The sequence below is a fragment of the Citrobacter telavivensis genome (genome assembly GCF_041807075.1).
In the GTDB taxonomy this organism is placed as follows: Bacteria; Pseudomonadota; Gammaproteobacteria; order Enterobacterales; family Enterobacteriaceae; genus Citrobacter_A; species Citrobacter_A telavivensis.
Window position 1 is genome coordinate 1691703 of the sequence record NZ_JBGUBF010000001.1, and the last position, 12355, is coordinate 1704057.

Here is a 12355-nt window from a genome sequence, read left to right on the forward strand (position 1 = left end):
TTCTGCGAGACTTAGTTCTCAGTATCCAGCTCGTCAAAGCTTTTCACCAGATCGTCAACCGCTTTCATCTGCACAAGGAACTGTTCCAGCTTCGCCAGCGGCAGCGCGGACGGACCGTCGCATTTCGCGTTGGCCGGATCCGGGTGCGCTTCGATGAACAGACCGGCCAGACCGACCGCCATACCCGCACGCGCCAGCTCAGTCACCTGACCGCGACGGCCGCCAGAGGCTGCACCGAAGGGGTCGCGGCACTGCAACGCGTGGGTCACATCGAAAATGACCGGGCTGTTACCGGAGACTTTCTTCATCACGCTGAAGCCCAGCATATCAACGACCAGGTTGTCATAACCAAAGTTTGCCCCACGGTCACACAGGATCACCTTATCGTTACCGCCTTCATGGAATTTATCCACGATGTTACCCATCTGACCCGGGCTCACGAACTGCGGTTTCTTCACGTTGATGACTGCGCCGGTTTTCGCCATCGCTTCCACCAGATCGGTCTGACGCGCGAGGAACGCCGGTAACTGAATCACATCCACAACGTCAGCAACCGGCTGCGCCTGGCTGGCTTCATGAACGTCGGTGATCACTTTCACGCCAAAGGTCTGCTTCAGTTCCTGGAAGATTTTCATCCCTTCTTCCAGGCCCGGTCCACGGTAGGAGTGGATAGAGGAGCGGTTGGCTTTATCAAAAGAGGCCTTGAACACGTAAGGGATACCCAGTTTCTGGGTAACGGTCACGTAGTGCTCACAAATGCGCATCGCCAGATCGCGCGATTCCAGCACGTTCATACCACCAAACAGCACGAACGGTAGATCGTTTGCTACCTTGATGTCGCCAATGCTAACCACTTTTTGTTTCATAGGATCGCCTTAATGATGAGTAAGAATGTCGATAAATTAATGCAGGACAATTTGCTTGTGCGAGATGTTATTAATCTGCGCACGAATCATTTCGCTGATTGGGTCTTCCGGACACTGTTCAACGAAATAGCTTAAATCGGTCAGCGCGACATGTTCACATTCCAGTTGCGCATAAATTAAGCCCCGGTCACGTATTTCGTACGGATCTTCCGGGTTAAATTGCAGTAACGCTTCACTCGCACGCAGCGCCAGTTCCATCTGTTGTTCTTCCATTAGAGAAGATTTCAACGTGTCCAGCAGCTTGCGAATGACTTCTGCGTTATCCGCTTCATCCAGGTCTTCGTTAAATAGCTCTGCGACCGGACTGATATTCCCCTTCAGCCATACTTCCAGCGTATGCTCATTCAACGTTTCACCATTGAACGGGTTGATAAGCCACATTTCGCCTTCCAGCGACTCAATACGCAAAATAAGCTGCGTCGGGAAAATCACCGGTACCAGCGGCAATGACAACCGGTTGGCGATCCACAATAAGATCGCCCCCAGAGACACCGCGCTGCCCTGGCGGTTCTTCAGTACCTGGTCAAGCCATAATGCATCGGACAAACGGTAAACGCCGCGGGTGTCAGTAAAACCCCACTCGCCGTAGAAAAGTGCCAGCAATTTTTCCAGTTGCTCATCCTGAGACAAAAGCTGGCTAATTTCTTCTTGCGCCTGGCTGACCAGACGTTCCAGCTCGTCGTAGACAGTTTGCGAAGGAAAATCCAGACGGATCGATTCCGATGCCAGGATCATCCCATCACACAATGGCGCTTTATTAAATTCGAAATCAGCTAACGACCTCATGACTTACCCCAGTAACGGTATTTTTGTGGTGGCGAGTTTAATGATGATGTACAGCACCACCAGTGCCAGCGGGAACGCGATTAACCGCGCCTGCCGACTGCGCGCCCGACGGTAATCGAGCGCAATAAAACCCAAAACGATGTAAATGATAACTCCAAACAGCTTCTCAGTCAGCCATGTCCCCTGCTCCGTGAATGGCAGGATGTGCGTTTTAGCGATCAACCCCACGCCACTGAGCAGCAAAAAGGTGTCAACAACCGGCGGGACGACGCGCGTCCAGCGCGCGTGAGCCCGCGCAGAGTGACATTCACCCCACCCGAAGCGCAACACAAACAGACTAATGGAAAGCGCAATACTGATGAGGTGAACGCTGAGCAAGAGCGTAACGCTGTTCATGCAGGTTTACGTCCGAGCGTAATACGCTCGTTATCACCATAATCACGACAGGTTTCTACCGCCTGGTAACCCGCGCGAATGAAGGCGTCACGTACGGCAGCGCCCTGCTGCCAGCCGTGCTCGAGCAGCAGATAACCGCCGGCTTCCAGCCGCGTGCGCGATTGTTCGATGATGTGCACAATGTCGGCCATTCCGCCATCGCGGGCGACCAGGGCGGTCAGCGGTTCAAAGCGGACATCGCCCTGCGCCAGATGCGGATCCTGTTCGTCAATGTACGGCGGATTGCTGACAATCATCGCAAACTGCTGCCCCGGCAAGGCGCTAAACCAGTCGCTTTGCTGGATATGAACATTGTTAATGGCCAGATGGGTGGCATTACGCTGCGCCAGTTCAACGGCCTCCGGCATCCTGTCGACCGCCGTAACCTCACAGTCAGGACGTTCAGACGCCAGCGCCAGCGCAATCGCGCCGGTGCCGGTACCGAGATCGAGAATACGGCACGGGCCTGACGGCAGACGCGCCAGCGCCTGTTCCACCAGACATTCGGTATCCGGACGCGGGATAAGCGTGGCGGGCGAGACAAACAGCGGCAATGACCAGAATTCGCGTACGCCGGTCAAGTGCGCAATGGGCTCCCCCTGTTTGCGACGCGCCAGTAACCAGTCCAGCTGTTCACGCTGGGCGTCGGTTATTGCCGTTTCACCAAATGCCAGGATATACGTGCGCCCTTTTCCGGTCACGAATTCGAGTAAGATCTCGGCATCGCGGCGCGGGCTTTCACTCTCCTGTAGCTGGCTTATCGCCTCTCGTAACCAGTGCTGAAAATCCATTATTCCTGCTCGGACAGCGCCGCCAGCTGATCGGCCTGGTATTCCTGCACGATAGGCTCAATCAGCATATCCAGTTTGCCTTCCATCGCTTCATCCAGACGGTAGAGCGTCAGGTTGATGCGGTGATCGGTTACACGCCCCTGCGGGAAGTTGTAGGTCCGGTTACGGTCGCTGCGATCGCCGCTGCCCAGCAGGTTGCGACGCGTTGAGGCTTCCGCCTGCTGACGTCGTGCCACTTCGGCTGCGCGAATACGCGCGCCCAGCACCGACATCGCTTTGGCTTTGTTTTTGTGCTGCGAACGTTCGTCCTGACACTCCACCACAATGCCGGTCGGCAGGTGGGTGATACGAATGGCGGAGTCGGTGGTGTTAACGTGCTGGCCACCCGCACCGGAGGAACGGAAGGTATCAATACGCAGGTCGGCCGGGTTGATATCCGGCAGTTCGGCTTCCGGTAACTCTGGCATCACCGCTACGGTACAGGCGGAAGTGTGGATACGTCCCTGCGATTCTGTGGCCGGGACACGCTGCACGCGATGTCCACCGGACTCAAATTTCAGGCGACCATAGACGCCGTCGCCGCTGATCTTGGCGATAATCTCTTTATACCCGCCGTGCTCGCCTTCGCTGGCGCTCATGATCTCCACCCGCCAGCGGCGTGTTTCCGCATAGCGGCTGTACATGCGGAACAGATCGCCGGCAAACAGGGCGGCTTCGTCACCGCCGGTCCCGGCGCGAACTTCCAGAAACGCATTGCGCTCATCGTCCGGATCTTTCGGCAGCAGCAGCACCTGTAACTGCTGTTCCAGTTGTTCACTTTTGTCTTTCGCTTCGCGCAGTTCTTCCTGCGCCATCTCACGCATTTCAGGATCGTCGAGCATCATTTGTGCTGTTTCGATATCGTCCTGAATCTGTTGCCAGTCCGTAAAACAGCGAGAAACATCGCTAAGTTGTGCATACTCACGCGACAATGCGCGAAAACGTTCCTGGTCTGCGATGGTTCCCGCATCACCCAGCAGCGCCTGAACTTCTTCATGGCGTTCATGCAGGGCTTCCAGTTTGGCAACGATAGAAGGCTTCATAGGCGTAAATGCACCTTGTAAAAAGAAGGGTGTGTTGCTACTCCAGCCCGAGGCTGTCGCGCAAAATATTCAGGCGTTCGTCATCCCCGTCACGGGCGGCCTGCTGAAGAGATTTGGTTGGTGCATGGATCAGGCGATTGGTCAGTTTCCATGCCAGATCCTGCATAATGGTTTGCGCGTCGCCGCCCTGTTCCAGAGCGGCCAGCGCTTTCGCGGTCAATTCATCACGTACCTGCTCAGACTGACTACGGTATTCACGAATGGTTTCACTGGCGCCCTGAGCGCGCAGCCAGGCCATAAACTCGCTGGTTTCCTGCGCAACAATGGTTTCGGCTTCCACCGCCGCGGCTTTGCGCTGCGCCAGGTTGTGCGAAATAATGCTCTGCAGATCGTCAACGCTATAGAGATAGGCGTTAGCCAGATTGCCGACTTCCGGTTCGACATCGCGCGGAACGGCGATATCCACCAGCAGCATCGGCTGATTGCGGCGGCTTTTCAGCGCGCGCTCCACCATTCCTTTGCCGATGATAGGCAACGGGCTGGCGGTTGAACTGATGATAATGTCGGCTTCACGCAGGCGTTCGTCGATGTCGCTGAGCGCGATGACTTCGGCACCCACTTCATCGGCCAGAACCTGTGCCCGCTCGCGGGTGCGGTTGGCGATGATCATCTTCTGCACTTTGTGTTCGCGCAGATGACGCGCCACCAGTTCGATGGTTTCGCCCGCGCCGACCAGCAGCACGGTAACCGTGGAGAGCGATTCAAAGATCTGCCGTGCCAGCGTACAGGCGGCAAAGGCAACGGACACCGCGCTGGCACCGATATCGGTTTCCGTACGGACTCGTTTGGCGACAGAGAAAGATTTCTGGAACATTCGCTCCAGCGCGCTGGCGTTCAGATGCCCTTTTTGCGAATCCGCAAAGGCCTTTTTCACCTGACCGAGAATTTGCGGCTCACCCAGTACCAGCGAATCCAGACCGCTGGCGACACGCATCAGATGGCTGACCGCGTCGTTATCCTGGTGCCAGTAGAGGCTGCTGCGCAGCTCCTCTTCGTTGAGGTTATGGTAGTCGCATAACCAACGAATCAGCGCCTCATGCAGATTGTCCTGCTCTTCCACACTAAGATACAGCTCCGTGCGGTTACACGTCGACAAGACCACACCGCCCTGCACCATTGGCTGCGCAAGCAGGCTTTCCAGCGCCTGATCGAGCGTATCCGGCGAAAACGTTACGCGTTCTCGCAGCGATACAGGTGCCGTCTTATGGTTAATGCCGAGCGCTAAAAGGGTCATGTCTGCGGGAGTAGTACCAGCGTTGATATGGTTAGTCTGCTCGCATCATACAGGATGCGCGGAATCAATAAAAGAGAGTGCCCCCTTTTGGAGTAATAGCTTGTCGCTTAAATTAAGATAACGTGAACGTAGACGATATACCCGCACAGCGCTAGCATTAAGGGTTATTATTGCAACGTATCACAAGGATTCGTCATCATTATGACCCTGCCTGACTTTCGCCTGATCCGCCTGCTTCCGCTGGCAAGCCTGGTTCTGACCGCCTGTACGCTCAACGCGCCGAAAGGCCCGGGGAAGAGCCCGGACTCTCCTCAATGGCGGCAGCATCAGCAGGATGTCCGTCAATTAAATCAGTATCAGACGCGCGGCGCGTTTGCCTATATTTCCGACGAACAGAAGGTCTATGCGCGCTTTTTCTGGCAGCAGACCGGCCAGGATCGCTATCGTCTGCTGCTGACCAACCCGCTTGGCAGCACCGAACTTGAACTGAATGCGCAGCCGGGTAACGTGCAGTTAATGGATAACAAAGGGCAGCGCTATACCGCTGACGATGCCGAAGAGATGATCGGCAAGCTGACCGGTATGCCGATCCCGCTGAACAGCCTGCGCCAATGGATCCTCGGTCTTCCGGGCGACGCCACCGACTACAAGCTTGACGACCAGTATCGACTGAGTGAAGTAAACTACCGCCAGGACGGCAAACGCTGGAAGGTGGTCTACAGTGCGTACGACAGCAAGACTACTCCGGCGATGCCCGCCAATATGGAGCTTTCTGACGGCGCTCAGCGTATCAAGCTGAAAATGGATAACTGGATCGTGAAATGATGACCCACTGGCCCTCTCCGGCAAAACTGAATCTGTTTTTATACATCACCGGACGACGTGCGGACGGTTATCACACGCTGCAAACCCTGTTTCAGTTCCTTGATTATGGCGACACCATCAGCCTGGAGCCGCGCAGTGACGGCGAAATTCATCTCCTGACGCCGGTTGACGGCGTAGCACATGAAGACAACCTGATCGTTCGCGCCGCACGACTGCTGATGAAAACAGCCGCAGAGAGCGGTCGCCTGCCGGCCGGCAGCGGCGCGGATATCCGTATCGAAAAGCGTCTGCCGATGGGCGGGGGTCTTGGCGGGGGGTCGTCGAACGCGGCAACCGTGCTGGTCGCGCTGAATAACATCTGGCAGTGCGGTTTGTCGCTGGACGAGCTGGCCGCGCTCGGATTAACGCTGGGTGCTGACGTCCCGGTGTTTGTCCGCGGACACGCCGCCTTTGCTGAAGGCGTCGGAGAGCGCCTGACGCCGGTGGAACCGGCCGAAAAATGGTACCTGGTGGTGCATCCGGGCGTCAGTATTTCTACGCCGATGATTTTTAACGATCCAGACCTCCCCCGCAATACGCCAAAAAGGTCAATAGAAACGTTATTAAAATGTGAATTCAGCAATGATTGCGAGGTTATCGCAAGAAAACGTTTTCGCGAGGTTGATGCGGCGCTTTCCTGGCTGTTAGAATACGCGCCGTCGCGCCTGACTGGTACAGGGGCCTGTGTCTTTGCTGAATTCGATACAGAATCTCGTGCCCGACAGGTGCTTGAGCAAGCCCCGGAATGGTTTAATGGCTTTGTGGCGAAGGGTGTCAACCTTTCTCCACTCCATCAATCCATGCTTTAGCCGGGCAAGCTGAGTTTCGGTGACAACGTCACCTTGTTCCAGACGTTGCATCGCGCTCTTTAATACACCGCATGGAGAGAGTCCTGCCTGGCCCGCACAGTTTTCGGCAAACTCTTTCCACCAATGGACGCATGCCTGAGGTTCTTCTCGTGCCTGATATGAAGCTTTTTGCTGGTAACGCCACCCCGGAACTAGCACAACGTATTGCCAACCGCCTGTACACTTCTCTCGGCGACGCCGCTGTAGGTCGCTTTAGCGATGGCGAAGTCAGCGTACAAATTAACGAAAATGTACGCGGTGGTGATATTTTCATCATCCAGTCCACTTGTGCTCCAACGAACGACAACCTGATGGAATTGGTCGTTATGGTTGATGCCCTGCGCCGTGCTTCCGCAGGCCGTATCACCGCCGTTATTCCTTACTTTGGCTATGCGCGCCAGGATCGTCGTGTACGTTCCGCCCGTGTACCGATTACGGCAAAAGTTGTCGCTGACTTCCTGTCCAGCGTTGGCGTTGACCGCGTTCTGACCGTTGACCTGCATGCTGAACAGATCCAGGGCTTCTTCGACGTACCGGTTGATAACGTATTTGGTAGCCCAATTCTGTTAGAAGATATGCTGCAGCTGAATCTGGATAACCCGATTGTGGTTTCTCCGGACATCGGTGGCGTCGTGCGTGCCCGCGCTATCGCTAAGCTGCTCAATGACACCGATATGGCAATCATCGACAAACGCCGTCCGCGTGCAAACGTCTCTCAGGTGATGCACATCATCGGTGACGTCGCTGGCCGTGACTGCGTACTGGTTGACGACATGATCGATACCGGTGGCACGTTGTGTAAGGCCGCTGAAGCACTGAAAGAACGTGGTGCGAAACGCGTATTTGCTTACGCGACTCACCCGATCTTCTCAGGCAATGCAGCTAACAACCTGCGTAACTCAGTGATTGATGAAGTTGTCGTCTGCGATACCATTCCGCTGACCGACGAAATCAAAGCACTGCCGAACGTGCGTACATTGACCCTGTCGGGTATGCTGGCCGAAGCGATTCGTCGTATCAGCAACGAAGAATCTATTTCTGCTATGTTCGAGCATTAATCGAACCCGGTTCAAAAACCCGCTGCGGCGGGTTTTTTCGTCTGTAACCCTTATTTCTCCACAAAATCATTCAGGATGCATCGAGGCGGCAAGCGAATGAGTTCCCGGGAACGTACCGGTAGTACGTGACGGGGGCGAATGAAGGCAGCCAACAAAGAGACAATCGGAAGGATGAAGTGGAATGACTTAAGCCTCCTTCACCTGCCAACCAGCCTATGAGTTGACAGATGATGCGCTCATGGATGAAACATTATTGTGAACAGAATTTTTTCCTCACATGTGATGCCTTTCCGCGCCCTCATCGACGCTTGTTGGAAAGAAAAATATACCGCCTCACGGTTTAGCCGTGATGTGATTGCCGGGATCACCGTCGGGATTATTGCCATCCCGCTGGCGATGGCGCTGGCTATTGGGAGTGGCGTCGCGCCGCAGTACGGACTCTATACTTCCGCTGTGGCAGGGATAGTCATTGCCTTAACCGGGGGGTCGCGTTTTAGCGTCTCTGGTCCAACCGCCGCATTTGTGGTGATCCTCTACCCCGTTTCGCAGCAGTTTGGACTTGCTGGCCTGCTGGTGGCGACGCTGATGTCCGGGGTTTTTCTGATCCTCTTTGGCCTGGCCCGCTTCGGTCGCCTGATTGAGTACATCCCGGTTTCAGTGACCTTAGGTTTTACTTCAGGGATTGGTATCACCATTGGTACCATGCAAATCAAAGACTTCCTCGGTCTGCAGATGGCCCACGTACCGGAGCACTATCTGCAGAAAGTCGGCGCGCTGTTTATGGCTCTGCCGACCATCAACCTGGGTGACGCCGCCATCGGCGTGGTCACGCTGGGCACCCTGATTTTCTGGCCGCGTCTGGGCATTCGCCTGCCAGGTCACCTGCCCGCCCTGCTCGCCGGTTGCGTCGTCATGGGGATTGTCAACCTGCTGGGCGGACATGTTGCGACCATTGGTTCTCAGTTCCACTATATTCTGGCCGACGGCTCACAGGGCAATGGGATCCCGCAACTGCTGCCGCAGCTGGTGCTGCCGTGGAACCTGCCGGATTCTGATTTCACCCTGAGCTGGGATTCCCTGCGCGCTCTGCTTCCGGCGGCGTTTTCTATGGCGATGCTGGGGGCGATTGAGTCTCTGCTCTGCGCCGTGGTGCTCGACGGAATGACCGGTACCAAACACAAGGCCAACAGTGAACTGATCGGTCAGGGGCTGGGTAACATCGTCGCGCCTTTCTTCGGCGGGATTACGGCAACGGCGGCGATTGCCCGCTCGGCGGCGAACGTCCGCGCTGGCGCTACCTCCCCGATTTCCGCTGTGATCCACGCGCTTCTGGTGATCATGGCGCTGCTGGCGCTGGCGCCACTGCTCTCCTGGCTACCGCTGTCGGCGATGGCGGCCCTGCTGCTGATGGTGGCGTGGAACATGAGCGAAGCCCACAAGGTGGTGGATTTACTGCGTCACGCGCCCAAAGACGACATCATTGTGATGATGATGTGTATGTCGCTGACGGTGCTGTTTGACATGGTCATTGCCATTAGCGTCGGGATTGTGCTGGCCTCGTTACTGTTTATGCGCCGTATCGCGCGCATGACGCGACTGGCCGCGGTGAACGTTGAGGTGCCAGAGGATGTGCTGGTGCTGCGCGTGATAGGCCCGCTGTTCTTTGCCGCGGCTGAAGGATTGTTCACCGATCTGGAGTCGCGCATTGAAGGCAAGCGCATTGTCGTGCTGAAGTGGGATGCGGTGCCCGTGCTGGATGCCGGGGGCCTGGATGCCTTCCAGCGCTTTGTGAAAAGATTGCCGGAAGGGTGCGAACTGCGCGTGACAAACGTGGAATTCCAGCCGCTGCGCACGATGGCGCGCGCCGGTATTAAGCCGATTCCGGGACGCCTGACGTTCTTCCCGAACCGCGACGCGGCGCTGGCTGATTTGTAATCTCTGGCAGTTATCGGTCCGTTCCTGTACGGGCCGGTAACATTTTCCACTCTGCCCGCTGGTTTTCCTCTCCTGAGTTGTTATTATCCGTTTTCTGTTCCTGTGAATAAGAGTGGCAGTTCGTGATTCCCTTTACCTTACGTGAAATGACCGGAGATGATATTCCGGCGGTTCAGTTATTTCTGACCCAGCATTTGAATGAATTCTTTGCTGCTGGAAGACCTGTTCCTTCTGCCGGACAGGATGTTTTTCATCTGCAACAGCAGTATATTCAGCAGGAGCGGAATTTATTGCTTTGCGCCTGGAGCGAAGAGCATGAACTCATTGCTACCCTGGCCGTCTGCCAATATGACGACCGAATAGCTGAACTTCGCGGGCGTTATATTTTGAATGAAACGGCGGAAATTTGTCGCTGTTATGTGGACAAACGCTATCGCAGAAAAGGTATTGGCCGTCAGTTACTCGCTTTTGCTGAAACATTTTGTGAGCAGCACCAGTACACCCTATTATACTTGCATACCCACCATTTTTTACCGGGCGGATATTCATTCTGGAAACGTAATAATTTTCAGGTGGTGATGGATATGCACGATCACTGGCAATTAGTGCATATGGAGAGATCACATAAATTGGCATGACTAAGAATATTAATTGATCAATGTCAATCAATTCTCATTTAGCTTTTCATCACTACGTTTTGTCATCCCGAATTTTATTATTCAAAAAATACTAACTAATTGAAATTTATGAATTAAATACTTTCACGCCCGATTATGCCCTCTCTTTACCCGGTGATTGATCTTGTTAACAAATGCCGATACAGTCCTTTCCGACAGCATTTCATTACACCAACATTGTAGTGAATAGGAATATGGTGCGGATTATTCTAATCTTATGCCATAACTGCCCCCGCAACTGTAGGCGGATGCAGAATATCCTCGTGCAGCATATTTTGTTGCAGGTCACTGTAAAGCGAATCTTTATGGGAAGGCCGATATTCTGATTACCGTGAGTCAGGAGACCTGCTGTCAAATTTATGCTCCATTGAGTGGACGGGATGGTCCATGGGATGATTTATTTGACATAAGTCACTGTGAAAAGGTGAATCAGTTTTCTGACTGAACCGCATACTTTCTTTATTTGCATAAAGTCATGCATAAATTTCACGATGTTATGTCATCTATCGTCATGAACTCTCCCGATATAAGGAACGACATAATCCATGACCAGACGTTCAGATTCTGGCATGAACGGGATGATAATAATGCACGCTAATTTTACCTCTTTACCTTATAAAAAAACGCTTCTGGCTGTTGCTGGTGCCGCGCTGTTTCTTACTTCAGGTCTTTCTCATGCTGCAAAAACGGAATATCCATTGACGATTAAAAACTGCGGTCGGGATATCACGTTTAACGCAGCGCCAAAACGTGTTGCCACCGTGGGACAAAACAGTACAGAGATCCTGTATGCACTGGGTCTGGCTGACCGCGTGGTGGGAACGTCGCTGTGGTTTGGACCGGTTCCCGATGCCTGGAAAGCAGCAAATGACAAAATTGCCGTGATTGCGCAAAACATCCCCAGTTTCGAAGGCATCATTGCCAAAAAACCGGATCTGGTCGCCAGCCAGTTCGAATGGCAAATCGGCCCCGCCGGTACCGTGGCGTCTTATGAACAGTTCAGCGAATTGAAGGTCCCCGTCTATACCGCACCGGCTGACTGCGCGAAAGATAACGAAGATGGTGGTGACGGCGTTCGCAAAGGGATGTTTGATATCGCGATGGTCTATCAGGAAGTCGCCGACTTAGCGACGATCTTCGACGTTCAGGATAAGGGTGACGAACTGATTGCCAGCCTTAAGGCGCGCGAAGCGGCAGCGAAAAACAAAATCGCCGGGATGGACAGCAACGTCTCCGCCGTCTTCTGGTTCTCCAGCGCTGACCTGCAACTTGATCCTTACGTCGCCGGGAAATTAGGGCCTGCGGCCTGGATTGCGCAAACGCTGGGCGTCAAAAACGTCATTGATTCCGCCGAAGAGTGGCCGACTGTCGGTTGGGAAACTATCGCGAAAGCCCAGCCGTCGGTAATTGTGCTGGGGGAAATGAGTCGTCGTCGTTTCCCGGCCGATGACTGGCAGGTGAAAATGGATTACCTGAAATCCGATCCGGTCACCCAACTGATCCCCGCCGTAAAAGCCAATCATTTACCGGTGATTGACGTGCAGACCATGAATGCCGGTATCAGAACCATTGACGGTGTTGAAAAGCTGGCGGATGCCCTGGTTGAGTACGGCTTAGCGCATCCTCAGGCCGCGCATTAATCCTCGTTTCGCGCCAGAC

Annotated in this window: 12 protein-coding genes and 1 riboswitch; of the genes, 6 read left to right on the forward strand and 6 right to left on the reverse strand. The window is 54.4% G+C overall.

Annotated elements, in window-relative coordinates; all coding sequences use genetic code 11:
- Positions 1–11: 11 nt before the first annotated feature.
- Genes kdsA through hemA form a run of 6 tightly spaced genes read right to left on the reverse strand, consistent with a single transcriptional unit; the run spans position 12 to position 5314 of the window.
- On the reverse strand, positions 12–866 hold the full coding sequence (gene kdsA, locus ACERJC_RS08010) for a 3-deoxy-8-phosphooctulonate synthase (RefSeq protein WP_046481064.1): 855 nt from the start codon (positions 864–866) through the stop codon (positions 12–14).
- A gap of 36 nt (positions 867–902) precedes the next feature.
- Positions 903–1712, reverse strand: coding sequence for an invasion regulator SirB1 (gene sirB1, locus ACERJC_RS08015; RefSeq protein ID WP_046481065.1), 810 nt, complete (start codon positions 1710–1712; stop codon positions 903–905).
- A 3-nt stretch (positions 1713–1715) separates the two neighbouring features.
- Entirely contained in the window at positions 1716–2108 is a 393-nt protein-coding gene (gene sirB2 / locus ACERJC_RS08020) for an invasion regulator SirB2 (RefSeq protein WP_178823822.1), read from the reverse strand.
- Positions 2105–2938, reverse strand: coding sequence for a peptide chain release factor N(5)-glutamine methyltransferase (gene prmC, locus ACERJC_RS08025; protein WP_373671418.1), 834 nt, complete (start codon positions 2936–2938; stop codon positions 2105–2107). Before prmC ends, sirB2 begins: the two co-directional genes overlap by 4 nt.
- Complete coding sequence (prfA, locus tag ACERJC_RS08030; protein WP_046481068.1) at positions 2938–4020, reverse strand: peptide chain release factor 1; 1083 nt, start codon at positions 4018–4020, stop codon at positions 2938–2940. The genes prmC and prfA overlap by 1 nt, the downstream gene beginning before the upstream one ends.
- Positions 4021–4057: 37 nt before the next feature.
- Positions 4058–5314 (reverse strand): glutamyl-tRNA reductase, encoded by a 1257-nt coding sequence (gene hemA / locus ACERJC_RS08035; protein ID WP_152404302.1) that lies wholly within the window; start codon positions 5312–5314, stop codon positions 4058–4060.
- Between the two features lie 201 nt (positions 5315–5515).
- On the opposite strand from hemA, the gene lolB reads away from it, so the two are divergent.
- The 6 genes from lolB to ACERJC_RS08065 all read left to right on the forward strand — a co-directional run bounded on the left by lolB (position 5516) and on the right by ACERJC_RS08065 (position 12336).
- Positions 5516–6139: a lipoprotein insertase outer membrane protein LolB gene (gene lolB, locus ACERJC_RS08040; protein ID WP_373671419.1), complete on the forward strand. Its 624-nt coding sequence runs from the start codon at positions 5516–5518 to the stop codon at positions 6137–6139.
- Positions 6136–6987 (forward strand): 4-(cytidine 5'-diphospho)-2-C-methyl-D-erythritol kinase, encoded by an 852-nt coding sequence (gene ispE, locus ACERJC_RS08045; RefSeq protein WP_152404299.1) that lies wholly within the window; start codon positions 6136–6138, stop codon positions 6985–6987. Before lolB ends, ispE begins: the two co-directional genes overlap by 4 nt.
- A gap of 149 nt (positions 6988–7136) precedes the next feature.
- Complete coding sequence (prs, locus tag ACERJC_RS08050; protein ID WP_001518537.1) at positions 7137–8084, forward strand: ribose-phosphate diphosphokinase; 948 nt, start codon at positions 7137–7139, stop codon at positions 8082–8084.
- Between the two features lie 255 nt (positions 8085–8339).
- Entirely contained in the window at positions 8340–10019 is a 1680-nt protein-coding gene (gene dauA / locus ACERJC_RS08055; RefSeq protein WP_152404298.1) for a C4-dicarboxylic acid transporter DauA, read from the forward strand.
- Positions 10020–10165: 146 nt separating this feature from the next.
- A complete protein-coding gene (locus ACERJC_RS08060) occupies positions 10166–10657 on the forward strand; it encodes a GNAT family N-acetyltransferase (protein WP_371895020.1) in 492 nt (163 codons plus the stop codon).
- 178 nt (positions 10658–10835) lie between these two features.
- A riboswitch (cobalamin riboswitch) is annotated at positions 10836–11063 on the forward strand.
- Positions 11064–11283: 220 nt separating this feature from the next.
- Complete coding sequence (locus ACERJC_RS08065; protein ID WP_152404296.1) at positions 11284–12336, forward strand: ABC transporter substrate-binding protein; 1053 nt, start codon at positions 11284–11286, stop codon at positions 12334–12336.
- Positions 12337–12355: the final 19 nt, after the last annotated feature.

Excerpts from the sequence above, each read along its gene's own strand:
- kdsA (WP_046481064.1), bottom strand. The coding sequence starts at position 866 with ATGAAACAAAAAGTGGTTAGCATTGGCGACATCAAGGTAGCAAACGAT.
- sirB1 (WP_046481065.1), bottom strand. The coding sequence starts at position 1,712 with ATGAGGTCGTTAGCTGATTTCGAATTTAATAAAGCGCCATTGTGTGAT.
- sirB2 (WP_178823822.1), bottom strand. The coding sequence starts at position 2,108 with ATGAACAGCGTTACGCTCTTGCTCAGCGTTCACCTCATCAGTATTGCG.
- prmC (WP_373671418.1), bottom strand. The coding sequence starts at position 2,938 with ATGGATTTTCAGCACTGGTTACGAGAGGCGATAAGCCAGCTACAGGAG.
- prfA (WP_046481068.1), bottom strand. The coding sequence starts at position 4,020 with ATGAAGCCTTCTATCGTTGCCAAACTGGAAGCCCTGCATGAACGCCAT.
- hemA (WP_152404302.1), bottom strand. The coding sequence starts at position 5,314 with ATGACCCTTTTAGCGCTCGGCATTAACCATAAGACGGCACCTGTATCG.
- lolB (WP_373671419.1), top strand. The coding sequence starts at position 5,516 with ATGACCCTGCCTGACTTTCGCCTGATCCGCCTGCTTCCGCTGGCAAGC.
- ispE (WP_152404299.1), top strand. The coding sequence starts at position 6,136 with ATGATGACCCACTGGCCCTCTCCGGCAAAACTGAATCTGTTTTTATAC.
- ACERJC_RS08060 (WP_371895020.1), top strand. The coding sequence starts at position 10,166 with ATGACCGGAGATGATATTCCGGCGGTTCAGTTATTTCTGACCCAGCAT.
- ACERJC_RS08065 (WP_152404296.1), top strand. The coding sequence starts at position 11,284 with ATGCACGCTAATTTTACCTCTTTACCTTATAAAAAAACGCTTCTGGCT.